The sequence below is a fragment of the Rhodococcus rhodochrous genome, from assembly GCF_900187265.1.
Lineage (GTDB): Bacteria > Actinomycetota > Actinomycetes > Mycobacteriales > Mycobacteriaceae > Rhodococcus > Rhodococcus rhodochrous.
In genome coordinates, this window is record NZ_LT906450.1 from 3,429,743 (window position 1) to 3,452,455 (window position 22,713).

20 protein-coding genes are annotated in these 22,713 nt (G+C 69.8%); 6 read left to right on the forward strand and 14 right to left on the reverse strand.

Going from position 1 to position 22,713, the window contains the following annotated elements; genetic code table 11:
• Positions 1–26: 26 nt before the first annotated feature.
• The 5 genes from CKW34_RS15750 to CKW34_RS15770 all read right to left on the reverse strand — a co-directional run bounded on the left by CKW34_RS15750 (position 27) and on the right by CKW34_RS15770 (position 5,320).
• Positions 27–1,052, reverse strand: coding sequence for a methionine synthase (locus CKW34_RS15750; RefSeq protein WP_059380758.1), 1,026 nt, complete (start codon positions 1,050–1,052; stop codon positions 27–29).
• Positions 1,049–2,128, reverse strand: coding sequence for a tRNA 2-thiouridine(34) synthase MnmA (gene mnmA, locus CKW34_RS15755; RefSeq protein ID WP_059380757.1), 1,080 nt, complete (start codon positions 2,126–2,128; stop codon positions 1,049–1,051). The genes CKW34_RS15750 and mnmA overlap by 4 nt, the downstream gene beginning before the upstream one ends.
• Positions 2,125–3,360, reverse strand: coding sequence for a cysteine desulfurase family protein (locus CKW34_RS15760; RefSeq protein WP_059380756.1), 1,236 nt, complete (start codon positions 3,358–3,360; stop codon positions 2,125–2,127). Before CKW34_RS15760 ends, mnmA begins: the two co-directional genes overlap by 4 nt.
• Positions 3,361–3,532: 172 nt before the next feature.
• Positions 3,533–4,489 (reverse strand): electron transfer flavoprotein subunit alpha/FixB family protein, encoded by a 957-nt coding sequence (locus CKW34_RS15765; protein ID WP_059380755.1) that lies wholly within the window; start codon positions 4,487–4,489, stop codon positions 3,533–3,535.
• A 45-nt stretch (positions 4,490–4,534) separates the two neighbouring features.
• Positions 4,535–5,320 carry an electron transfer flavoprotein subunit beta/FixA family protein gene (locus CKW34_RS15770; protein ID WP_059380754.1) on the reverse strand — a complete coding sequence of 262 codons (786 nt, stop codon included), beginning with the start codon at positions 5,318–5,320 and terminating at the stop codon, positions 4,535–4,537.
• Positions 5,321–5,543: 223 nt separating this feature from the next.
• Between CKW34_RS15770 and CKW34_RS15775 the strand changes: the two genes are divergently transcribed.
• From CKW34_RS15775 to CKW34_RS15790, 4 genes are read left to right on the forward strand one after another with little or no spacing between them, the layout of a single operon-like run.
• A complete protein-coding gene (locus tag CKW34_RS15775) occupies positions 5,544–6,344 on the forward strand; it encodes a class I SAM-dependent methyltransferase (RefSeq protein ID WP_059380753.1) in 801 nt (266 codons plus the stop codon).
• 26 nt (positions 6,345–6,370) lie between these two features.
• A complete protein-coding gene (locus tag CKW34_RS15780; protein ID WP_059380790.1) occupies positions 6,371–7,891 on the forward strand; it encodes a 1,4-alpha-glucan branching protein domain-containing protein in 1,521 nt (506 codons plus the stop codon).
• Positions 7,888–9,135 (forward strand): glycosyltransferase family 4 protein, encoded by a 1,248-nt coding sequence (locus tag CKW34_RS15785; RefSeq protein WP_059380752.1) that lies wholly within the window; start codon positions 7,888–7,890, stop codon positions 9,133–9,135. The genes CKW34_RS15780 and CKW34_RS15785 overlap by 4 nt, the downstream gene beginning before the upstream one ends.
• Positions 9,132–9,674 (forward strand): GNAT family N-acetyltransferase, encoded by a 543-nt coding sequence (locus tag CKW34_RS15790; protein ID WP_059380751.1) that lies wholly within the window; start codon positions 9,132–9,134, stop codon positions 9,672–9,674. Before CKW34_RS15785 ends, CKW34_RS15790 begins: the two co-directional genes overlap by 4 nt.
• 13 nt (positions 9,675–9,687) lie before the next feature.
• On the opposite strand, the gene CKW34_RS15795 is transcribed toward CKW34_RS15790, so the two are convergent.
• Together CKW34_RS15795 and CKW34_RS15800 are read right to left on the reverse strand one after the other, a co-directional pair.
• A complete protein-coding gene (locus tag CKW34_RS15795) occupies positions 9,688–11,190 on the reverse strand; it encodes an amidase (protein WP_059380750.1) in 1,503 nt (500 codons plus the stop codon).
• 34 nt (positions 11,191–11,224) lie between these two features.
• A complete protein-coding gene (locus tag CKW34_RS15800; protein ID WP_059380749.1) occupies positions 11,225–11,983 on the reverse strand; it encodes an acyltransferase in 759 nt (252 codons plus the stop codon).
• A 93-nt stretch (positions 11,984–12,076) separates the two neighbouring features.
• Between CKW34_RS15800 and CKW34_RS15805 the strand changes: the two genes are divergently transcribed.
• Positions 12,077–13,393, forward strand: a complete 1,317-nt coding sequence (locus CKW34_RS15805; protein WP_059380748.1) for an outer membrane protein assembly factor BamB family protein — start codon at positions 12,077–12,079, stop codon at positions 13,391–13,393.
• 25 nt (positions 13,394–13,418) lie between these two features.
• On the opposite strand, the gene CKW34_RS15810 is transcribed toward CKW34_RS15805, so the two are convergent.
• From CKW34_RS15810 to CKW34_RS15830, 5 genes are read right to left on the reverse strand one after another with little or no spacing between them, the layout of a single operon-like run.
• Positions 13,419–14,576 carry a THUMP-like domain-containing protein gene (locus tag CKW34_RS15810; RefSeq protein ID WP_059380747.1) on the reverse strand — a complete coding sequence of 386 codons (1,158 nt, stop codon included), beginning with the start codon at positions 14,574–14,576 and terminating at the stop codon, positions 13,419–13,421.
• A complete protein-coding gene (locus CKW34_RS15815; RefSeq protein ID WP_059380746.1) occupies positions 14,577–15,554 on the reverse strand; it encodes a class I SAM-dependent methyltransferase in 978 nt (325 codons plus the stop codon).
• 53 nt (positions 15,555–15,607) lie between these two features.
• Positions 15,608–16,387 carry an enoyl-CoA hydratase-related protein gene (locus tag CKW34_RS15820; RefSeq protein WP_059380745.1) on the reverse strand — a complete coding sequence of 260 codons (780 nt, stop codon included), beginning with the start codon at positions 16,385–16,387 and terminating at the stop codon, positions 15,608–15,610.
• A gap of 10 nt (positions 16,388–16,397) precedes the next feature.
• Entirely contained in the window at positions 16,398–17,231 is an 834-nt protein-coding gene (locus CKW34_RS15825; RefSeq protein WP_059380744.1) for an NUDIX hydrolase, read from the reverse strand.
• Between the two features lie 44 nt (positions 17,232–17,275).
• Positions 17,276–18,106 (reverse strand): ABC transporter ATP-binding protein, encoded by an 831-nt coding sequence (locus CKW34_RS15830; protein WP_006554577.1) that lies wholly within the window; start codon positions 18,104–18,106, stop codon positions 17,276–17,278.
• 73 nt (positions 18,107–18,179) lie between these two features.
• Between CKW34_RS15830 and glgX the strand changes: the two genes are divergently transcribed.
• Positions 18,180–20,312 (forward strand): glycogen debranching protein GlgX, encoded by a 2,133-nt coding sequence (gene glgX, locus CKW34_RS15835; protein ID WP_095092035.1) that lies wholly within the window; start codon positions 18,180–18,182, stop codon positions 20,310–20,312.
• 168 nt (positions 20,313–20,480) lie between these two features.
• On the opposite strand, the gene CKW34_RS15845 is transcribed toward glgX, so the two are convergent.
• Together CKW34_RS15845 and serB are read right to left on the reverse strand one after the other, a co-directional pair.
• A complete protein-coding gene (locus CKW34_RS15845) occupies positions 20,481–21,326 on the reverse strand; it encodes a peptidyl-tRNA hydrolase (protein WP_059380741.1) in 846 nt (281 codons plus the stop codon).
• The gene (gene serB, locus CKW34_RS15850; RefSeq protein ID WP_059380740.1) at positions 21,319–22,548 is read right to left on the reverse strand and encodes a phosphoserine phosphatase SerB; all 1,230 of its coding nucleotides are present in this window, start codon (positions 22,546–22,548) and stop codon (positions 21,319–21,321) included. Before serB ends, CKW34_RS15845 begins: the two co-directional genes overlap by 8 nt.
• Positions 22,549–22,713 lie beyond the last annotated feature (165 nt).

Consider the following 22,713-nt stretch of genomic DNA (forward strand, 5'->3'; position numbering starts at 1 on the left):
CCTAGTCGAGGGACCGACCGGAATGCTCAGAGCGTGTCGGCTTCCTCGGCGAATGCCGACGCGACGTCGCGCAGCGAACGCAGAGCGGCACGCGCTCCCTCCGTGGAGGCCGAGGCCAGCCCGCAGACCGGGCTCACCGCCACCGATTGCAGCACCTTCCGGGGGAAACCGAGCCGGTCGATCAGGTCGACGGCCGGTGCCGCGCACTCGCGCCAGCCGGTCGAGGCCGATTCGGGGGCAGGCGCGAGTCCCAGGATCGGGACAGTGCCGGAATCGAACAGCTCGCCGAGTCCGTCGAGGTCGGAGCGTCGCACGCGTCCGACGTCGAAGGCGACCGCGTCGGCAGCGCTGCGCCGCAGGAAGTCGGCCGGGAAGGTGCCCGCACAGCAGTGCACGGCGACGGACAGCCCGGTGCCGCGGATCGTCGTGTCGAGCACGTCCAGCGCTTCCGGATCCGGCACGGCCGGGACGGTCTCGAGGACGGTCCGCCCCTTCAACGTTCCGGCGAGCACATCCGGCAGCGACGGTTCGTCGAGTTGCACGACGACGCGCACCCCGAGCCGGCGGGTGATCTCGGCCGCGTGTCGGGCCAGCCCCTCCGCGAGCGATTCGGCCAGGTCGCGGACGGCGCCGCGGTCGGTGAGCACCCGCCGTCCGGTGGCGAGTTCGACGTGGGCGGCGAGAGTGAGCGGTCCGGCGGCCTGCACCTTCACGGGACGGTCGGCCCCGAGCCCGGCACGTTCCCATGCCTCCTCGAGCGCGTCGAGATCCTGTGCGAGCAGGTCGCGCGCCCGGGCGGCCACGCCGCCGCGTCGCGACACGAGGCGGTAACCGGTGGTGGAGGTGTCGAGGTACATGTCGACGAGCAGGGCGCTGACCCGGCCGATCATGTCGGCACCGAGACCCCGCGCCGGCAGTTCGACGAGGTGCGGCAGGTCGGTGAGTTCGCCGACCACGACCGCCGCGGCCTCACGCGGGTCCGTTCCGGGCCACGAACCGATGCCTGTCGCGAGACCGGACCACACCTTGCGGCCGGTGGCAGGTGCCGTCACCGGTCCCCTGCCGTGATGGTGCCGCTGCCGATGACGATGTCTCCGGCAGCGTCGGGCCGGTACAGCACGGCGGCCTGACCGGCGGCGACACCGGTGAGCGGTTCGCGCAGCGAGATCTCGATGCCCGAACCCACCGCTTCGGCGACGGCCGGAGCCAGGCCACCGTGGGCGCGGACCTGGACGACGCACTCGATCGGTCCGACGGGAGCCGTGCCCGAGGTCCACACGGCGCGCTCGGCCCGGATCGACTCGACCTTCAGTTGTTCGGCGCTGCCGACCCGCACGGTGCCGCTGTCCGGTTCGATCGCGGTGACGTAGCGGGGGCGGCCGTCCGGTCCGGGCCCGGCGATGCCGAGTCCCTTGCGCTGACCGATGGTGAAGCCGTGCACGCCCTCGTGTTGCGCGAGCACCTCACCCGAACGGTCGTCCACGACGGCACCGGGACGCACACCGATGCGGGCACCGAGGAAGGCACGGGTGTCGCCGGACGGGATGAAGCAGATGTCGTGGCTGTCGGGCTTGTTCGCCACCGCGAGTCCGCGTTCGGCGGCCTCCTCGCGGATGCGGCTCTTGGGGGTGTCGCCGACGGGGAACACCGCGCGCGACAACTGCTGCGCGGTGAGCACGGCCAGCACGTACGACTGATCCTTGTCGGCGTCGACGGCGCGGCGCAGCACTCCGTCGTTCAACTGCGCGTAGTGACCGGTGGCGACGGCGTCGAAGCCGAGCGCGACGGCACGATCGGCCAGCGCCGAGAACTTGATCTTCTCGTTGCAGCGCAGGCACGGATTCGGGGTCTCACCGGCGGCGTAGGACGCGACGAAGTCGTCGATCACGTCCTCCTTGAACCGGTCTGCGAAATCCCATACATAGAAAGGGATTCCGAGCACATCGGCCGCGCGGCGGGCGTCGCCGGCATCCTCCTTCGAACAGCATCCGCGCGAGCCGGTGCGCAGCGTGCCCGGCGCGGTCGACAACGCGAGATGCACTCCCACGACATCGTGTCCGGCCTCGACCATGCGGGCGGCGGCGACCGCCGAGTCCACACCGCCGCTCATTGCCGCAAGAATCCTCATCTCCGGTCACCTCCTCGTCCACCGGCGCTCGCCAGTCCGGCGGCGCGAGCCCTGTCCACCACGGAAGGGAGAGTTTCGATCAGTTTGTCGATGTCACCGCGGGTCGTGGTGTGCCCCAACGAGAATCGGAGCGAACCACGCGCCTTGACGGGGTCCGCCCCCATCGCGACGAGCACGTGACTCGCCCGCGCGACCCCGGCGGTGCACGCCGAACCGGTCGAGCATTCGATACCGGCCGCGTCGAGCAACATCAGCAGCGAATCCCCTTCGCATCCGGGGAACGTGAAGTGCGCATTGTTGGGCAGTCGTCCCGCCTCGCGAGGACCGTTGAGGATCGCATCGGGGATCGCCGCCTCGACACCCTCGACGAGAAGGTCGCGCAGGCGTGCGAGTTCGGCGGTGCGGCCGGGCAGATCCGAGGTGACCTCGCGCAGCGCGGCGGCCATCGCCACGATGGACGCGGTGTCCTGCGTCCCGGACCGCACATCGCGTTCGTGGCCTCCGCCGTGGGCGAGCGGCACGCACGGCACCTGCCTGCCCAGCAGCAGCGCTCCCACTCCCTGGGGCCCACCGAACTTGTGGGCGGCCAGGGTCAGGGCCGACAGTCCGCTCGCGGTGAAGTCGACCGGCAGATGCGCGACCGCCTGCACGGCGTCGCTGTGCATCGGGACGTCGAACTCGGCGGCGATCGCAGCGAGCTCGGTGATCGGTATGACGGTGCCGACCTCGTTGTTCGCCCACATCACGGACACGAGGGCGACCTCGCCGGCGTGGCGCGAGAGTTCCTCACGGAGCGTGGTGGGATCGACACGGCCGGACCCGTCCACCGGAAGCCAGGTCACTTGGGCGTCCTCGTGCTCGACGAGCCATTCGACGGCGTCGATCACGGCGTGGTGTTCGACCGCGCTCGCGAGGATCCGGCGACGCCGGGAGTCCTGGGCGCGGCGGCCCCAGTAGATACCCTTGACGGCCAGGTTGTCGCCCTCGGTACCACCGGAAACGAAGATCACTTCGGAGGGTCGGGCGCCGAGGGCGGCCGCGATCGACTCCCGCGACTCCTCGATGCGCCGGCGCGCTGCGCGCCCCGATCCGTGCAGGGAGGATGCGTTTCCGACGGTGGTGAGGACCGACGTCATCGCCTCGATGGCCGCAGGAAGCATCGGCGTCGTCGCGGCGTGATCGAGGTAGACGGTCGTGGGGGTACCGGAGGGACCGGCGGCGGGCGAGGTCATGACCGATCCAGGATAGCGGGTCGACGCAGGTGCCCGTCGCGCTCAGGGGGTCGGCGAGCGGGCGATATCCGGCACATCCCAGGTCGAGCGGGTGGTCACTCCCCCCGAACGCACGCGGCCCCGCTCCTTTCGAAGGAGCGGGGCCGCGCAGGGATCGATCTGCCGGAGCGGATCAGCCCTTGTGCTTCTTGACCTCTTCGGTCAGCTGCGGAGCGACGTTGAACAGGTCGCCGACGACGCCGTAGTCCGCGATCTCGAAGATCGGGGCCTCTTCGTCCTTGTTGACCGCGACGATGGTCTTCGACGTCTGCATGCCGGCGCGGTGCTGGATGGCGCCGGAGATACCGAGCGCGACGTACAGCTGCGGGGAGACCGTCTTACCGGTCTGACCGACCTGGAACTGGCCCGGGTAGTAGCCCGAGTCGACGGCGGCGCGGGAGGCACCGACGGCGGCACCGAGCGAGTCGGCGAGCTCCTCGACGACGGAGAACTTCTCGGCCGAACCGACACCGCGGCCACCGGAGACGACGATCGACGCCTCGGTGAGCTCCGGACGGTCGCCACCGACGATCGGATCGCGCGAGACGATCTTCACGGCGTTCTCTTCCTGGGCCGGAACCTCGACGGCCACGCGCTCTGCGGCGGCAGCCTCGGGCTTGGCCTCGATGGCGCCCGGGCGGACGGAGATCACGGGGACCTCACCGTTGGCCTTGGCGTCGACGGTGAACGCGCCACCGAAGATCGAGTGCACGGCGGAACCGTCGGCCTTGACGTCGACGACGTCGACGAGCAGGCCGGAACCGATGCGGGCAGCGAGGCGACCCGACACCTCCTTACCCTCCACGGACGCGGCGGTGATGACGGCGGCGGGGCTGGTGGACTCGACGAGCGACGCGAGGACGTCGACCTTCGGGGTCACCAGGTAGTTGTCGACGTCTTCCGACTCGGCGGCGTAGACCTTGACCGCACCGGCGGCGGCGAGGGCGTCCTGCAGCGCGTCGGCGGTGCCGGGGGCACCTGCGACGACGGCGGAGGGTTCACCCAGCACACGCGCGGCGGTGATGAGTTCGGTGCTGACCTTCTTGAGCGCGCCCTCGGCATGCTCGACGAGCACGAGTACTTCTGCCATTACTACTTCTCTCCTAGATATGTCAGATGTTGTCGCGGGGCGCGATCAGATGATCTTCTGGCCGACCAGGTACTGAGCGATCTTGGTGCCGCCGTCGCCCTCGTCGGTGACGCGCTCACCCGCGGTGCGCGGGGGCTTCGGGGTCACACCGGTGACGGTGGACGCAGCGTTCGCAACACCGAAGATCTCGGGATCGAGACCGATGTCGGCGAGGGTGAGGGTCTGAACTTCCTTCTTCTTGGCGGCCATGATGCCCTTGAAGGAGGGGAAGCGGGGCTCGTTGATCTTCTCGGTGACCGAGACGATGGCGGGGAGCGGAGCCTCGATACCGAAGACACCTTCGTCGGTCTCGCGCTCGCCGGTGGCCTTGCCGTCCGCGATGGTGAGCTTGCGCAGGTGCGTCAGGTGGGGCAGGCCCAGGTACTCGGCGATGATCGCGGGCACGGCGCCCACGCGACCGTCGGTGGCCTCGTTACCGGCGATGACCAGCTCGACACCCTCGATCTGGCCGAGTGCAGCGGCGATCGCGTACGCGGTCTGGATCGAGTCGGAGCCGTGCATGGCGGGATCGTTGAGGTGGATCGCCTTGTCGGCGCCCATGGACAGCGCCTTGCGGATGGCGTCGGTGGCGCGGTCCGGGCCGGCGGTCAGAACGGTGACCTCGCCGCCGTCGCGCTCCTTGATGAGCAGAGCTTCCTCGACGGCGCGCTCGTTGATCTCGTCGAGCACGGCGTCGGCGGCCTCACGGTCGAGCGTGTAGTCGCCGTCGCTGAGCTTGCGCTCGGACCACGTGTCGGGGACCTGCTTGATCAAAACGACGATGTTCGTCATGGGTCTGCGTCGACCTCCTGTGTGTAGCTGCCTTTGGTCGGCAAGGCGCTGCCTGAACCGAGCACTCGTGTCTTTCGCACGGCGTGTGCGATAGATTATCAGCCGCTAAGTTACCAGTCAGTAACTTGACGGGATTCCCGGTTCACCATAGCCGTACGGAAGGACGACGAAACCTGTGATCTGGAACACCGGAGACCACCCCTCCGGGGAGAGGTCTAATGTCGTGGCGGTGAGCGACACCCCCGCCCGCGCCGACGACGCGCACACCCTCCCCCTCACCGGCGAACGGACGGTCCCCGGCATCGCCGAGGAGAACTATTGGTTCCGACGTCACGAGGTCGTCTACCAGCACTTTCTCCCCCGCTGTGAGAATCGGACCGTCCTCGAGGCCGGCGCCGGCGAAGGCTACGGAGCCGACATGATCGCCGACGTCGCGACGCGCGTGATCGGCCTCGACTACGACGAGAGCGCCGTCGCGCACATCCGCGCGCGCTACCCCCGCGTGGACATGCGGCACGGCAATCTCGCCGAACTCCCCCTCGAGGACGAATCGGTCGATACGGTCGTGAACTTCCAGGTGATCGAGCATCTGTGGGATCAGACACAGTTCCTACGCGAATGTCACCGCGTTCTCACTCCCGGTGGCGAGTTGCTGATCAGCACCCCCAACCGCATCACCTTCTCCCCCGGCCGCGACACCCCGCTCAACCCCTTCCACACCCGCGAGCTGAACGCCGCCGAACTGACGGAACTGCTCGAGGACGCCGGCTTCCGCGTCGAACTCATGACCGGCGTGCACCACGGCCCCGCGCTGCGCGCACTCGACGCCAAACACGGCGGATCGTTCATCGACGCCCAGATCGAGCGCGCGCTCGCCGGTCGGCCGTGGCCGGACGATCTCGCCGCCGACGTCGCCATCGTCTCCACCGACGACTTCGCCATCGTCCCCGAGAACATCGACGCGAGCCTCGATCTCGTCGCGATCGCCGTGAAGGACCCCGCAGCGAAGGACACCGCTCCGTGAGTGCCGCATCGTCCCGCGAACCCGGCATGTTCGCGCTCGTCCTCCACTCCCACCTCCCCTGGCTCGCCCATCACGGCCGGTGGCCCGTCGGCGAGGAATGGCTCTACCAGTCGTGGGCAGCGACCTACCTGCCCGTCACCGATGTCCTGCGGCGACTCGCCGCCGAAGGCCGGACCCGGATGCTCACACTCGGCATCACTCCGGTACTCGCCGCGCAACTCGACGACCCGCACTGCCTCGCCGGGATGCACCACTGGCTCGGCAACTGGCGGCTCCGCGCGCACGAGGCCGCCGGCATGCGGGAGGAGTCCTACCGCGCGCTCGGCGCCCGCGAGCACCGCGCGGCCACCGCGGCACTGGAGGACTTCGAAACCCATTGGCGCCACGGCGGATCCCCCGTCGTGCGGCAGCTGATCGACGCCGAAGCGATCGAACTGCTCGGTGGGCCTCTCGCCCATCCGTTCCAGCCCCTCCTCGATCCGCGACTGCGCGCCTTCTCGCTGTCCGAGGGCCTCGACGACGCCCACGCCCGCTGGAACCATCGCCCGCGCGGCATCTGGGGCCCGGAGTGCGGTTACACACCGGGCATGGAGAACGGTTACGCCGCAGCGGGAGTCGAGCACTTCATGGTCGACGGCCCCGCGCTGCGCGGCGACACCTCGCTCGGCCGCACCGTCCGCGACTCGGACGTCGTGTGCTTCGGCCGCGACCTGCAGGTCTCGTACCGCGTGTGGTCGCCGAAGTCCGGCTACCCCGGCCACTCCGCCTACCGCGACTTCCACACCTACTGCCACGACACCGGACTCAAGCCGTCCCGCGTCACGGGCCGCACGGTGCCCTCGCACGAGAAGGCGCCCTACGACCCCGAACTCGCGTCGCAGGCCGTCGACCGGCACGTCGCCGACTTCGTCGAGACGATCCGGCAACGACTGCGCAGTGAGTCCGACCGCATCGGCCGGGACGCACTCGTCGTCGCGGCCTTCGACACGGAACTGTTCGGCCACTGGTGGTACGAGGGCCCGATCTTCCTCGAACGACTGCTCCGTGCTCTTCCCGAAGCCGGCATCGAGGTCGGAACACTCGCCGATGCCCGCGACCGCGGATATGTCGGAGCCTCGGTCGATCTGGAGAACTCGTCGTGGGGTTCGGGCAAGGACTGGCGGGTGTGGGCCGGCGACCAGGTCGCCGATCTCGTGCGCCTCGACGACGAAGTGGTGCGCACGACCCTCGACAGCATCGACAAGGCCCGCGAGCAGAGCACGTCGTCCGTCGCACTCCGCAACCGCGTGCACGACCAGATGTTGCGCGAAGCGCTGCTGACGGTGTCCAGCGACTGGGCGTTCATGGTCAGCAAGGACACTGCCGCCGCCTACGCGCGCGACCGCGCACACAAACACGCCCACGCCCTGCGGGAGATCGCCGAGGCGGTCGACTCCGGACGCACCGAGACGGCACAGCGTCTGGCCGACGGATGGAACCGCGCCGACAATCTCTTCCCAGGACTCGACGCCCGACGACTGCCCGGACGCCACGGAGGCCCGCGATGAAGATCCTGCTCGTCTCATGGGAATACCCACCCGTCGTCGTCGGCGGCCTGGGCAGACACGTCCACCACCTCGCCACCGAACTCGCCGCGGCGGGCAACGAGGTGGTGGTGCTGTCCCGTCGTCCTACCGGCACCGATGCGTCGACCCACCCCACGATCAGCCACATCGCCGACGGCGTGCTCGTGGTGGCGGTCGCGGAGGACGCCCCCCACTTCGACTTCGGCGAGGACATGATCGCCTGGACCCTGGCGATGGGCCACGCGATGGTCCGCGCCGGGATCGGATTGAGCCGCGGCGGCATCGGCGAAGGCTGGTATCCCGACGTCGTCCATGCCCACGACTGGCTCGTCGCCCACCCCGCGATCGCGCTGGCCGAGTACTTCGACGTGCCGCTCGTGTCGACCCTGCACGCAACCGAGGCCGGTCGCCACAGCGGCTGGCTGTCGGGCCGAATCAACCGGCAGGTGCATTCCGTCGAGTGGTGGCTCGCCAACGAATCCGACCGTCTCATCACGTGTTCGGCATCGATGCACGACGAGGTCACCGAGCTGTACGGCCCGGACCTCCCGGAGATCTCGGTGATCCGCAACGGCATCGACATCACCACCTGGTCGTACCGCGAGCGTGAGCCGCGTCCCGGGCCGGCACGACTGCTCTACGTCGGTCGCCTCGAATACGAGAAGGGTGTGCAGGACGCGATCGCCGCGCTCCCCCGCATCCGCCGCTCGCATCCCGGCACGACCCTCGTGGTCGCCGGTGAGGGCACCCAGTTCGAGTGGCTGCGCGAGCAGGCACGCGTGCACCGCGTCGCACGCTCGGTGAGCTTCCTCGGCAACCTCGACCACACCGAACTTCTCGGCTGGCTGCACGGCGCGGACGCGATCGTGCTGCCGAGCCGCTACGAGCCGTTCGGCATCATCGCCCTCGAGGCCGCAGCGGCGGGTACCCCGCTCATCACGTCCACCGCAGGTGGACTGGGCGAAGCCGTGGTCGACGGCGTGACCGGACTGTCGTTCCGGCCCGGCGACGTGGCCGGACTCGTCTCGGCGGTCCGGGAGACCCTCGACGATCCCGAGGCCGCACAGGTGCGCGCGCGGGCTGCTCGGGCACGACTGACCGACGACTTCGACTGGCGCCGCGTCGCCGAGGAGACCGCGCAGGTCTATTCGTCGGCGAAGCGGCGGGTGCGGCACCCGCTGGCCCGCCCGACGATCCCGCAACGACCACTCCCGGATCGCGGATGAACGAGCAGCACACCGTCGAGGTCGAGCGCCTCGCCCCGCACGAATCCGACGTCGCCGCCGTCACCGAACTGCTCAACGCGGTCTACGCGGTGGCCGAGGACGGCATGTGGGTGCCGGGCACCACACGGACCGACACGGACGAGATCACCCGGTACGCGCGGGAGGGCAGCATCCGCATCGCCCGCTCGCACGGCCGGGTGGTCGGCTGCATCCGCGTGACCCCGGTCGGCGCGACGACGGCCGAGTTCGGGATGCTCGCCTCCGACCCGAAGGTCCGCGGCACGGGCGTCGGCCGCCTGCTGATCGACACGGTCGAGACGGAGTTCGCCGAGCGCGGTTTCGAGACGATGCAGCTCGAGGTGATCCGTCCGCGCGACACCTCGCACGGGTCGAAGGTGTTCCTCGACCGGCTCTACACCCGGCTCGGCTACGTGCCGGAGGAACCCGCGCCGCTCGATACGCGCCATCCGGAACTTGTTCCGGCTCTTGCGGTCCCGTGCGAGACCGTCGTGTACCGGAAGCCTCTGGCTCGATCCTGAGCCGGACTTCGGCTCACGAAGCAGCGGACAACTCGGCCGGAGCGAGCGGCGGCTGCCGATCGAACCACGGCCGCGCCTGTTCGAGTTCGCCTGCGAGGGCGAGGAGCACGCCCTCCCCACCGAGCGGGCCGACGAACTGCACCCCGAGCGGCAGACCGGACGTCGTCCAGTGCAACGGCACCGAGATCGCCGGTCGTCCGGTGATGTTGGCGAGCTGCGTGTAGGGGGTACGGCCGAGATTGTCGTCCACCACCCGATCGATGAAACCGGCCCGGGTCGCGATCCATGCGGTGCGGGTCCGCAGGAGCGCCTCACCGGCACGCCGCATCCAGCGGGGTGTGTCGAGTTCGCCGATGCGTGACGGTGGGAAGGCGAGCGTCGGCGTGAGCAGCAGATCGTAGCGTTCGTGGAACTGCGCGAGACCGCTCGCGTACTCGGCCCAGCGGGCATGTGCCGCAATATAGTCCGACGCCGAGGTGGACCTGCCCACGGCGGCGATGATGCGGGTGTCGAACTCGAAGTCCTCCGGTCGTGCCCCGGTGAGGCGGCAGGCCTCGGCGACCTCCGCTGCGGCCGTGGCGAACCACATCGTGAGGAAGTCCTCGGCGAGACGCCGTTCGTCGATACCCGTCGAGGCAGGCTCGACGTGATGGCCGAGTTCCTCGAGCACCGCGACGGCGGCGTCCACCGCGGCCTCCGCCTCCGGGTCGACCGGCGTCCCGATCGGTGACACGGTCTCGTACCCGATCCGCAGCCGCTTCGGCGCCGAGCGCGCGACCTCCGCGTACGACTGCGCACGCTCGACGAGATACGGCCCGCCCGCGTACGGACCCGCCATGACGTCGAGGAAGGCAGCGGCGTCGCGCACCGTCCGGCAGATGACCCCGTTGGTGGCCGCCCCGTGCAACGGTTCGCCGCCGCGCATACCGGTGGGCACGAGTCCGCGACCGGGCTTGAGCCCGAGGAGCCCGCAGCAGGCGGCGGGGATGCGGATGGAGCCGCCGCCGTCGCTCGCTCCCGCAGCGGGGACGACCCCCGCCGCGACCGCGGCAGCGGAACCACCCGACGACCCACCCGGTGTCACCGCCGGGTCCCACGGGTTGCGGGTGGCCCCGAACGCCTCGGGCTCGGTGATGCCCTTCGCCCCGAACTCGGGGGTGTTGGTCTTGGCGAACGGGACCAGGCCCGCCTCGAGCCACCGGTCGACGATCACCGAGTTCTCGTCCATCGGCAGGTCCGCGAGGACCCGGGACCCGCACGAGGTCGGCTCACCGGCCAGATCCTGCCCCAGATCCTTGAGCAGGAACGGCACACCGGCGAACGGGCCGTCGAGCGGTTCGCGTGCCCGGACACGCGCCTTGTCGTCGAGCCTGCGGACGACGGTGTTCAGTGTCGGTTCGACCGTGTCGAGCCGCGCAATCGCGGTCTCGAGCAGTTCGCTCGCCGACACCTGACCCGTCGCGACGAGTTCGGCCAGGCCGATCGCGTCATGACTCCGATACTCCGAGTAGTCCATCTGCTGTCCCCCGACAGTGTCCCGGCCCGCGTCGCTACTGATGCACGTCCGCGGGCGTATCTCCCGACTTCTTCCGTGCGATATCGGCGAGCGCCGCCTCCCGGGCGGCACGCTCGGCAGCGGCGCTCTCCCACGCCACCTTACGGTTCTTCACGACCTTGGCGGGCGAACCCACCGCGATACTGAAATCGGGGATGTCGCCCTTGACGACCGCGTGCGCTCCGAGCACCGAACCGCGGCCGACCCGGGTGCCGCGGAGCACGGTCACCTTCGCAGCGATCCAGGTGTCCGGACCGATCCGGACGGGGCTCTTGACGATGCCCTGGTCCTTGATCGGGTAGGTGACGTCCTCGGTGCGGTGGTCGAAGTCGCAGATGTAGCACCAGTCGGCGACCAGCGTCGACGCGCCGATCTCGATGTCGAGATAGGTGTTGACGACGTTGTCCTTGCCGAAGACGACCTTGTCGCCGATCCGGAGCGAACCCTCGTGGCAGCGGATGGCGTTGCCGTCGCCGATGTGGACCCAGCGGCCGATCTCGAGGCGCGACAGTTCGGGCGTCGCGTGGATCTCGACATTCTTGCCCAGGAAGACCATGCCGCGCAGCACCACGTGCGGATTGGCCAGCCGGAACTTCGCCAGGCGGTAGTACCGGACCAGGTACCAGGGCGTGTACGCCTTGTTGTCCAGCACCCACTTCAGAGAGGACAGCGTCAGGAATCGTGCCTGTTCGGGATCCCTTCGACGGGACCCGCGCCACCTCGCCGTCAGAGGTGCACCCCACATGCTCGTCATAGGGGCAGCCTACGGTCCGCCTCGTTCGCGGCTCACGACCCCCGGCCCGATACGCTGACACGTCGAATCGTTCGCCTGTGGAGGAGTTGAGTGATGCGGGGTGTCCTGCGGACCGCGGTCCCGGCGCTGACGGTGGTCTTCGCGCTGAGCGCGTGCGGCGGTGGGGCCGGCACCGACGACGTGTTGTCGAGTGGCGGCTGGCCGGGACGGCACTCCGATGCCCGCAACAGCAACACCGCGACCGCCGAGAGTGTCGAGGACCTCGCGCCCGGCTGGACGCGTCCGCTGGGCGGCCCGGTCGGCTCCCCCGCCGGCATCGCGGCCAACGGCCAGGTCTCGGTGGCGGCCTCAACGGAGGCCGGATGCAATCTGTTCTCCTTCCAGATGGACACGGGCCGCAAGCGCTGGTGCACGCGTCTCGCCCCGGCCGTCACGACGATCACGCCCGTCTCCGACGGGGTCGCGAACATCTACGTCGGTGAGGACGGCGGACTGCTGTCGTTCAACGAGCACGGCCAGCGTCGCTGGCGCATTCCCGTGAGCGGCAGTCCCCGCAGCGCACAGTTCACCTCCGACGGAAGCCTGTTGGTGGTCACGCATTTCGGTCAGGTCAACGTCGTCGACCCGCAGACGGGGCACCTCGAGGCACCGCTGTTCGATCTCGTGCCGGTGCCGACCGTCGAGGACGGGCAGAACCTGCCGCGACTCGCGAGCGATCACGGCCTGCCGGCCTGCTTCGGTGGTTCGGAGGACTGCCCGGTCGCCACGACGCCTGCCGTCGACACCGCCACCGACCGCGTGTTCGTCACCGTGTGGCGTCCGGGTGCGGACCGGTCTGCGCTCGTGGCGCTGCGCTACACGCCCGGTGACGACGCCGTGGTGTCCGAGGAGTGGTCGGTACCCGACCTTCCCGGAGGTGCGGTGACGAGTCCGGTTCTGTCCGCGGACGGTTCGACCGTCTACGTCCACGACGGGGAGGGTGCCCTGTGGGCGCTCGACGCGGAGACGGGCGAGGCGCGGTGGACCCACGAGACCGGCCGTCCCACGGCGCTCGGTCCCGCCGTCACGGAGGACGGACTGCTGCTCCTCGCGTCGGCCGACGGCAGCGCCCCGCTGACGGCGCTGCGCGACGCCGGCGACAGCGTCGAGGTCGAGTGGGAGCGGACGGACGTGGTTCCGTACGGTGCGCCGGCGGTGACCGCCGACGGCCGGGCCTATGTGGTCGTCGACGGCGATCGGGCTCTCGCAGCAGCGGTGCTCGATCTCGCGGACGGAGCGACGCTCGAGGAGGAACCCCTCGATCCCTCCACCGGACTGCCGGTCGGGACCGGTGTCGGCCCGGGCGGGGAGTTCGTGATCACGACCGTCGACGGCGACGTGGTGGTGCTGCGCGAACCGCAGTCCGTGTGAGGACAGCGAGTTCGCGCGCGGGCGGTCAGCGTGACGGCGTGCAGACGAAGGCTTCCGGCGTCCGGCCGATGCGGGTGAGCACCACGCTGAGCGAGGCCGACCCGCGCAGCTTCAGGCGCGGACGCAACACCGCTGGGTCGACGTCGACACCTCGTACGAGGATCTCGGCCGCACCGCAGTCGTGGCGGGCGAGCGCCTGACGGAGCGTCTTCTCGCTGTACTTGAGACGCTCGACGATCCGGAAACCCCGTACTCCGTCGGGCAGGCTGTCGCCGGTGAGATAGGCGATCCGCGGGTCGAGTTGCCACAATCCGTGCGCGGCGGCGTAGTGACGGACGAGACCGGCGCGCACGATCGCGCCGTCGGGGTCGACGATCCACTCCCCCGGCTCCCGCTCCGGGATGTCGTCGTCCGCGGCATCGGTGATCTCGAAACCGGTGCCGTCCGAACGCAGTACCGCAGCCCGTCGCCGCACGCCGGGAGTGCTCAGCCCCGGTGAGTACAGGCACGCCTCGCGGACTCCGCCGTCGAGCGAGACGACCTCGACCTCACCGGACCAGTCGAGCGAGTCGAAATCCAGTCCGGGTGCGCACTTCACGGCGAGATCGCGGCCCGCGTAGGCGTCGAGGAGATCGGGCAGCGGTGGTTGCAGCGCCGCCGGATCGTGGGTCCGTCGCCCACCCGAACGGCGTGCGGGATCGGCGACGACGGTGGTGTCTCGCGTGACCGGACGCAGGGCGTCGGCGCGCAGGAGGTAAGCCCCGGGGACGTTGTGCGCGGCCATCGCCAGACGCACATCGTCGAGATCACTGCCGATCACGGTCTCGGCGACCCCGACGAGTTCGGTGAGTTCGGCGCCGATCGAACACGTCACGTCGTGCACCGTGCGGCCGCGCAACCGTCGCGCGCGGTGCGCCGCGACGCGGGTGGGCGTGGACTGCTGCAGAGCGTCGTCGGTGAGCACCCACCCGGCGCCGCCGGCGATCTTCGCCTCCGCCTTGCGCCGCAGGATGACGGTTTCGACGAGCATTCCGGCGCGGTCACCGAAACGCGTACGCGCCCAGCCGATGTCGGCGAGGCGCGTACGCGTCGACAGTTCCCGGTCGGCGACGCTCGCGAGAGCGTCGCGGCCGTCGTCCGACGTCAGGTACTCGACGTCGGCGAGGGTGAAGTCGTAGCCCAACTACTTGCCGGGCTTCACACCGGTGATCATGACGTTGTAGAAGAAGCTGCGGGGCACGACGTGCTTGAGGACGTTCTCGTCGACCCAGCTCAGCGTCTTCCAGCCGCCGAAGGCGAACTTCGCCCAGTTCCAGCCCAGCTTCTCCTGCGGGACGGCGGCCTCGAAGGTGCGCACCGGCCAGCCGAGCAGGGCCGCGGCGAACTCCTCGCTCGACGCCTTCACCTCGACGGCACCGGCCGACGAGGCCAACTTCTCGAGATCCGCAGGGTCGAAGGTGTGCAGATCGACGACGGCCTCGAGGGCGGCCGCCCGGGAGGACTCGTCGAGCTCGGTCTGCGGACGACGCCAGTCGCGCAGGAAGGGCAGCTTGGTGATGTTGGTGGTGGCCTCCCACGTGACCCGGCCGAGCATGCGGGCGTAGAAGTTGCCGATCGTGCTGGGCTCGCCGGCGAAGACGAAACGGCCGCCGGGCTTGAGCACGCGCAGCACCTCGCGCAGCGACTGCTCGACGTCCGGGATGTGGTGCAGCACGGCGTGCCCGACCACGAGGTCGAAGGTGTCGTCGTCGTACGGGATGGTCTCGGCGTCGGCGACACGGCCGTCGATGTCGAGACCGAGGTTCTCGGCGTTGCGGAGCGCGACCTTCACCATGCCGGGCGACAGGTCGGTCACCGAACCGGTCTTCGCGACCCCGCCCTGCATGAGGTTGAGGAGGAAGAAGCCCGTGCCGCAGCCGAGTTCGAGTGCGCGCTCGTAGGGCAGCGGCTGGTCGCCCGCAGCGGCGACGAACCGACCCTTGGCGTAGTCGATGCACCGCTCGTCGTACGAGATAGACCATTTCTCGTCGTACGTCTCGGCTTCCCAGTCGTGGTAGAGCACCTGGGCGAGCTTGGTGTCCTCGAGGGCCGCTGCGACCTCTTCGGCAGTGGCGTGCGGATTCGGCGCGGGGTCGACCCCGTCGGTCCTGCTGGCAGTCATGCGGTGATCCTACTCATGGGTAAGCTGTGGACAAGTGCGGGTGCCGGTCGGCATCACTCGCCGACGAACTTCGCCTTGCCCGGCCCGTTCTCGATGAACGATTCGAGACCGATGGTGCGGTCCTTCGTGGCGAACAACCCGGCGAAGACGTGCTGCTCGATCTTCAGACCCGTATCCAGATCGGTGTCGAGACCCTGGTCGATCGCGGCCTTCGCAGCGGCGAGCGCGCGCGAGGCGGCGCCGGTGAACTGCCCGGCCCAGCGACGTGCCGCCTCGTAGACGTCGTCGGGGGCGACGACCTCGTCGACCAGACCGATCGACAGGGCTTCGTCGGCACCGACGAAGCGACCGGTGAAGACGAGATCCTTCGCCTTGGCCGGGCCGATGAGCCGAGCCAGTCGCTGGGTGCCGCCGCCGCCGGGGATGATGCCCAGCAGGATCTCGGGTGTGCCGAGCTTGACGTTGTCGCCGACGATGCGCCGGTCGGCGCCGAGGGCGAGTTCGAGGCCCCCGCCGAGGGCGTAGCCGGTGATCGCGGCGACGGTGGGCTTGGGGATGTCGGCGATCGACCCGAGGGCCGACTGCAGGTCGCCGACGATCTCGCTCATCTGCACGTAGCTCAGGTCGGCCATTTCCTTGATGTCGGCGCCGGCCGCGAACACCTTCTCGCCGCCGTAGACGATCACCGACTTCACGTCCGAACGGACGGTCGCCTCGCGCGCAGCGGTCCGGATCTCCTCCTGGAGCTGCCGGTTCAACGCGTTCATCGGAGGTCGGTCGAGACGGATGGTGCCGATGCCGTCGGAGACGTCGAGGGTCACGAATTCAGCCATGGTCCTCAGCCTAGATGTCGGAGCGCTGGGCCCACGGATGAGTACCGACCTCGTAGTAGCCCTCGTCACCGTCGAACGCGATGTGGACCGCACCGTCGCGGCGGCCCATGATCGGCAGGATCGGCTCGATGACCGGGTCCGCCGCCATGAGGTCGGCGACCGTGGCGAAGCCCGACAGGATCGACAGCTGACTCCATGTGGGCGGGAGCAGGATGCACCGGCCCGACCGCCAGTCGGCGAGGGCCTCCTCGGCGGTCTGCCACTGCACCAGATCGGTCTCGCTGGTGTTCCCGTCGGCCCGCTGCCCTTCCGGTACCGCGGCGACGAAGAAGCGCGTGTCGTAGCGGCGCCGCTCCCCCAACGGGGTGATCCAGTTCGCGTGCGGACGCAGCAGGTCGGCGCGCAGCACCAACTGCTCCTTCTCCAGGAAGTCCCCGAAGGACAGCTCGCGCGCTTCGAGCAGACGACGCGCCTCGGCGTAGTCGCTCGTGTCGGCCACCACCGAATCCTCGGTGGGGCCGGCGAGCAGCACGCCGCACTCCTCGAAGGTCTCGCGCACGGCCGCGAGCACCAGCGCGCGGGCCTGCGCCTCGCCGATACCGAACCGCTCGGCCCACCAGGTCACGTCCGGACCGGTCCACCGCACGTCGGCGTCGGTGTCCGAGGGGTCGACCCCGCCGCCGGGGAAGACGGTCATGCCGCCGGCGAAGTCCATGCCGACGACACGACGCTGCAGGAACACCTCGACGCCGCGCGCGGAGTCCCGCACGAGCATCACGGTGGACGCGTCGCGGATGGGCACCGCGGTGGGATCGAAGGTGGATGCCGAGCGATCGTTGGACATGGCCTCAACCTAGCCGATCGGTCCCGGCACCACCCGACCCGGAGTTACCTGCGGTGCCGTCCCGCCTGGCGGGTGCGGCGGGCGAAGAACCGGTCGTCGACCTTGTCGAGCGAGATGGACTGGCTGAACGCCGCGCTGAGGTTCTCGGCGGTGATCACGTCGTCGAGCAGGCCCTGGGCGACCACGCCCCCCTCCTTCAGGAGCAGGGCGTGCGTGAAGCCCGGAGGGATCTCCTCCACGTGATGGGTGACGAGCACGATCGCGGGTGCATCCGGGTCGGCCGCGAGAGTGCCGAGCCGGGCCACGAGTTCCTCACGACCACCGAGGTCCAGGCCGGCCGCGGGCTCGTCGAGCAGCAACAGTTCGGGGTCGGTCATGAGCGCCCGGGCGATGAGCGCGCGCTTGCGCTCGCCCTCCGACAACGTCCCGTACAGACGGTCGGCGAGATGTTCCGCGCCGAGACTCTCGAGCATCTCCACCGCGCGGCTCGTGTCGATGTCGTCGTACTGCTCGCGCCACCGGCCCAGCACGCCGTAGCCCGCGGAGAGCACGAGATCGGTGACCTTCTCGTCGTTCGGCACCCGGTTGGCCAGGGCCGCGGAGGACAATCCGATCCGGGGTCGCAGTTCGGACAGATCCGTCTTTCCGAACGTCTCCGCGAGGACGTGCGCGGTGCCGGAGGTGGGGAAGGTCTCGGCCGCCGCGACCCGCAGCAGCGAGGTCTTTCCTGCCCCGTTGGGTCCGAGAACCACCCAACGTTCGTCGAGTTCCACCTTCCAGGTCACGGGACCGACGAGGACGTTCCCGCCGCGTCGGACCACTACGTCGTCGAATTCGATGAGCAAATCGGGATCAGGTTGTGCCACGCGGACCATCTTCTCTTACGCCCGAGCCCGAAACGCGGCAGGATCGGTTCCCGTGTCGTCCTCCGCATCCGAAACTGCTGTCGTGTCCGGCTCGGTCGCGCTCCCCGACCGGGCTGCCTTCCCGCTCGGACCCATCCCGGTCGACGGCGGCACACGCTTCGCCGTCCACGCCCCGCACAGCGACCGCGTCCAGGTCTGCCTCGTCGACGACGACGGGAACGAACACCGCGTGGACCTGCCCGACCGCACCTACGGGGTCTGGCATGGGGTGGTCCCCGGCGTCGGCGCCGGGCAACGGTACGGCTACCGCGCCTACGGGCCGTGGCAACCGCAGTGGGGGCTGCGCACCAACCCGCACAAGATCCTGCTCGATCCGTGGGCCCGGCGGATCGACGGCGACGTCGGCGACCCGGACCGGTTGATCCCCCACCAGGGCGACCCGTTCGGTGCGATGTCGACCGTCGACTCGCTCGGTCACACGCCCCTGTCCGTGGTGACACCCGCCCTGACGCCCATGCACGACAAGCCCCGCGTGCCGTGGGAGAACACCGTCGTCTACGAACTGCACGTCGGTTCGTACACGGCCCACCACCCGCTCGTGCCACCGGAGCTGCGTGGCACCTATCTCGGACTCGCCCACCGGTCGGTCATCGACCATCTGGTGGGGCTGGGGGTGACGACCGTCGAGTTGCTGCCCGTGCAGGCCTTCGTGACCGAGCCGTCGGTGCGTGCGCGGGGGATGCGCAACCACTGGGGTTATTCGACCGCCTCGTACTTCGCGCCGCATCCCGCCTACGCCGTCACGCCGGGCAACGAGATCGCCGAGTTCCGGACGATGGTCGACGCCTTCCACAGCGCCGGGCTCGAGGTGCTGCTCGACGTCGTCTACAACCACACGTGCGAAGCGTCGGTCGACGGTCCGAGCCTGTCCTGGCGCGGCCTCGACGCGCCCGGCTACTACCTGCTCGACGCGCACGGACGGGACGTCGACCTGACGGGGTGCGGCAACACCCTCGACGCGTCCTCACCGATCGTCGTGCGGATGGTGTGCGACAGCCTCCGGTACTGGGCGGACGTGATGGGTGTGGACGGCTTCCGCTTCGACCTCGCCAGTGCGCTGGCCCGTCCCCGCGGTGGGGCCTTCGATCCGCGGGCGGCACTGCTCACCGCGATCGTCACCGATCCCGTCCTCTGCGACGTCAAGCTCGTCGCCGAACCGTGGGACGCCACCGCACACGGTTACCAGCTCGGGAACTTCGGCGCGCAATGGGCCGAATGGAACGACCGCTACCGCGACACGGTCCGCCGCTACTGGGCGGGACGTTCCGGGATCCGCGAGATGGCGTCGCGGCTCACCGGTTCGGAGGACCTCTACGACAGGAACATCCGGCAGCCGTGGATGTCGGTCAACTTCGTCACCGCCCACGACGGTTTCACCCTCGCCGACGCAGTCTCGTACGAGCGCAAGCACAACGACGAGAACGGTGAGGAGGGCCGGGACGGGTCGAACAACAACGAGTCGGTGAACCACGGGGTCGAAGGGCCGACCGACGATCCGGAGATCCTCGCCGCTCGCGATCGGCACATCCGGGCGATGCTCGCGACACTGCTGTTGTCGACGGGCACACCGATGTTGCTCGCCGGCGACGAGTTCGGGCATACGCAGAACGGCAACAACAACGCCTACTGCGTCCCCGAGGACGTCCCGGTCCGCGACGCCTGGCCGCTGGACTGGGAGCACGCCGACCGTGCGCGAACGGATTACGTGCGCGAACTGCTCCGGCTGCGCAAGCGCGTCCCGGTGCTGCGGCAGCGACGCTTCTTCGAGGGGCGTGCCCGGTCCGTGGGGTATCCCGATCTGGTGTGGTTCGGCATCGAGGGGATCGAACTCGACGAGGACGCGTGGCACGACGACAGTCGCCGCACGCTGCAGGGCTGGGTCGACGGCTCGCAACTCGGCACCGTGACCCGCACCGGAGTCACCCTCGAGGACAGCAGCGGCCTGTTCGTCCTGCATGCGGGCGACGCCGCCACGGTGACCCTCGCCGGACCCGAGTGGTATCGCGGCGACATCGCGTGCGTCTTCGATTCGAGCGCCCCCGACGGCAGGCCTGCGAACACCTCCCCGATGCGGGTGGGGAGTTCGTACCCGGTCGACGGGCCGACGGTGCTGATCTTCCGGATCGCGGACGACGACCCCATCGAGCACGAATGATCGACGGCGCCGGTGGATTCCGCGTGCGGGTTCCCACTGCCGACGAGGCGGAGGCGATCGCGGGCGACCCGATCGGCGACGACGCTCCCGTCCGCGCGCTCCGGCTCCACACCCTGTATGTGCTGCCCGGCCACCGCGGATGCGGTGCGGGACAGGCACTGGTCGAGGTCAGGCTCGTTCGTCGACCGTGCCGGGCACCGCGATCACGGTGATCGAACCCGGGGCCACCTCGGTGAAGCCCGCATCGCGGACCGCGACGGCCGTGCCGGCTTCCACGCGGGCGAGCAGCTCGTGCCAGGTGGCCTCGTCCGCATCGCGGACGGCACACGGGAATCCGTCGGAAGCCCATGCGCGTGAGGTGTCGACGTCCAGTGCCCCCGCGAACAGCATCGCGGCATGACCGACCTGCGCGGCCGCCTTGCCGACGGTCATCTCGAGGTCCTTCTGCACCCAGAGGACCGGAACGCCGTCCGCCGGTGGGGGCGGATCGTCGTGGGGCAGGTCGGTGCCACCGATCTGCAGGCGGGAGATGCGCGGGTCCAGTTCCCCCACAGGGCCGGGCACGAACACCCTGGCCTGGGCACCGGCGTGGTCGACGGTGACTCCGTCGACGTCCTGCGCGGCACGCCAGTGCGCTCCGCGGGCGCGGCGGGCGACCTTCCGTATCCGCGCGTCGTTCCATGCGAGGAAGGGTTCCTGCCACGGGCCGGGTTCGCCGTCCGGGCCGGGACCGACCCGCGGGTCGAAACACAGTGCCACGGTAGCCATCGCGGCGGCTTCGAGCACCGCGCTGCGGGCGGGTGGATCGACCTTGGGGATGTGCAGCACGATCGGCATCGCCTGCACCTTCGCCGGATCCTCCGGATCGGGCCGGTGCCCGTAACCGCGGGTGAGTACGCCGTGGCGCTCGGCGAAACCCGGATCCGACGCCGGGTCGAAGACCGGCTCGGGGTCCGTGCCCGCAGATCCGGAGGCCGTCTCGGTGTGCACCGACTCGGGGTCCGGCTCAGACACTGCCGTCGATCGGGACGCGGCGCAGGGTTCCGTCGACGCGGTCGGCCGCCTCGATCTCCTCGCGGGTGACGCCGAGGACGAAGAGCACCGCATCGAGGTAGGGATACGACAGGGCGGTGTCGGCGACCTCGCGCAGGGCCGGCTTGGCGTTGAACGCCACGCCCAGGCCCGCGGCCGACAGCATATCGATGTCGTTGGCACCGTCGCCGACCGCGACGGTCTGCTCGACCGGCACGCCCGCCTCGTCGGCGAACTCACGGAGGGCGCGTGCCTTGGCGGCGCGGTCGACGATGTCGCCGACCACTCGCCCGGTGAGCTTGCCGTCGACGATCTCGAGCGTGTTGGCGCGGACGAAGTCGAGTTCGAGTTCGTGTGCGAGCGGGTCGATCACCTGACGGAAGCCGCCCGAGACGACGCCGCAACGGAAGCCGAGCCGACGCAACGTCCGGATCGTGGTGCGGGCACCGGGAGTGAGCTCGAGCTGCTCGGCGACCTCGTCGATGACGGTCGCCGGCAGACCCGCGAGGGTCGCGACGCGTTGTTCGAGGGACTGCGCGAAATCGATCTCACCGCGCATCGCAGCCTCGGTGACCTCGCGGACCTTGTCCTCGACACCGGCGTGCGCGGCGAGCATCTCGATGACCTCGCCCTGGATGAGCGTGGAATCGACGTCGAAGACGATCAGGCGCTTGGAACGACGGGCGAGACCGCCGCGCTCCACCGCGATGTCGACGTCGAGGCCCGCGGCGAGTTCGACGAGGGCGTGCCGCAGCGCGGCGTCGGCCTCGACGCTGGTGTCGGGCGCGGTGATCATCAGCTCGAGGCCGGTGAGCGGGTAGTCGGCGATGCCGCGGATCGAATCGATGTTCGCGCCCTGGGCCGCGAGGGTGCGGCCAACCGACTGCAGTGCCTTGGCACTGACCGGGCTGCCCAGCACCACGACGGCGTGGGTCGAGACGGTGCGGGCACCGCGCTCGGCACCGATCTGGACGTCGGCGTGCATACCGATGGTGGCCATCGCGGACTCGACCTCGTCCTGCAACGCTTCGACGTCGGTCGGGCAGACGAGGAGGACACCGAGGGTGAGCCGGCCGCGGATCACGACCTGTTCCACATCGAGGAGGTCGACGTCGTGCCGCGTCAGTGCTGCGAAGAGCACCGAGGTCACGCCGGGATGGTCAGGTCCGGTCACGGTCACCAGCACCGTGCTGTCAGACGCCACTACGTCTCCGATCGCTTGTCTGTCGAGGTACACACGGACGCACGCGCGTACCGGCTCGCTCGTCCATTGTTGCAGGTCGAACCGTCGCTCCCGTTCGCGGGTCCGGCCCCACCGAAAGGCCGAAGCCCCACCCGGTGGACGGGTGGGGCTTCGGTGGATCGTCGA

Excerpts from the sequence above, each read along its gene's own strand:
- mnmA (WP_059380757.1), bottom strand. The coding sequence starts at position 2,128 with ATGAGGATTCTTGCGGCAATGAGCGGCGGTGTGGACTCGGCGGTCGCC.
- CKW34_RS15760 (WP_059380756.1), bottom strand. The coding sequence starts at position 3,360 with ATGACCTCGCCCGCCGCCGGTCCCTCCGGTACCCCCACGACCGTCTAC.
- CKW34_RS15765 (WP_059380755.1), bottom strand. The coding sequence starts at position 4,489 with ATGGCAGAAGTACTCGTGCTCGTCGAGCATGCCGAGGGCGCGCTCAAG.
- CKW34_RS15770 (WP_059380754.1), bottom strand. The coding sequence starts at position 5,320 with ATGACGAACATCGTCGTTTTGATCAAGCAGGTCCCCGACACGTGGTCC.
- CKW34_RS15780 (WP_059380790.1), top strand. The coding sequence starts at position 6,371 with ATGTTCGCGCTCGTCCTCCACTCCCACCTCCCCTGGCTCGCCCATCAC.
- CKW34_RS15785 (WP_059380752.1), top strand. The coding sequence starts at position 7,888 with ATGAAGATCCTGCTCGTCTCATGGGAATACCCACCCGTCGTCGTCGGC.
- CKW34_RS15790 (WP_059380751.1), top strand. The coding sequence starts at position 9,132 with ATGAACGAGCAGCACACCGTCGAGGTCGAGCGCCTCGCCCCGCACGAA.
- CKW34_RS15795 (WP_059380750.1), bottom strand. The coding sequence starts at position 11,190 with ATGGACTACTCGGAGTATCGGAGTCATGACGCGATCGGCCTGGCCGAA.
- CKW34_RS15800 (WP_059380749.1), bottom strand. The coding sequence starts at position 11,983 with ATGACGAGCATGTGGGGTGCACCTCTGACGGCGAGGTGGCGCGGGTCC.
- CKW34_RS15805 (WP_059380748.1), top strand. The coding sequence starts at position 12,077 with ATGCGGGGTGTCCTGCGGACCGCGGTCCCGGCGCTGACGGTGGTCTTC.
- CKW34_RS15815 (WP_059380746.1), bottom strand. The coding sequence starts at position 15,554 with ATGACTGCCAGCAGGACCGACGGGGTCGACCCCGCGCCGAATCCGCAC.
- CKW34_RS15820 (WP_059380745.1), bottom strand. The coding sequence starts at position 16,387 with ATGGCTGAATTCGTGACCCTCGACGTCTCCGACGGCATCGGCACCATC.
- CKW34_RS15825 (WP_059380744.1), bottom strand. The coding sequence starts at position 17,231 with ATGTCCAACGATCGCTCGGCATCCACCTTCGATCCCACCGCGGTGCCC.
- CKW34_RS15830 (WP_006554577.1), bottom strand. The coding sequence starts at position 18,106 with ATGGTCCGCGTGGCACAACCTGATCCCGATTTGCTCATCGAATTCGAC.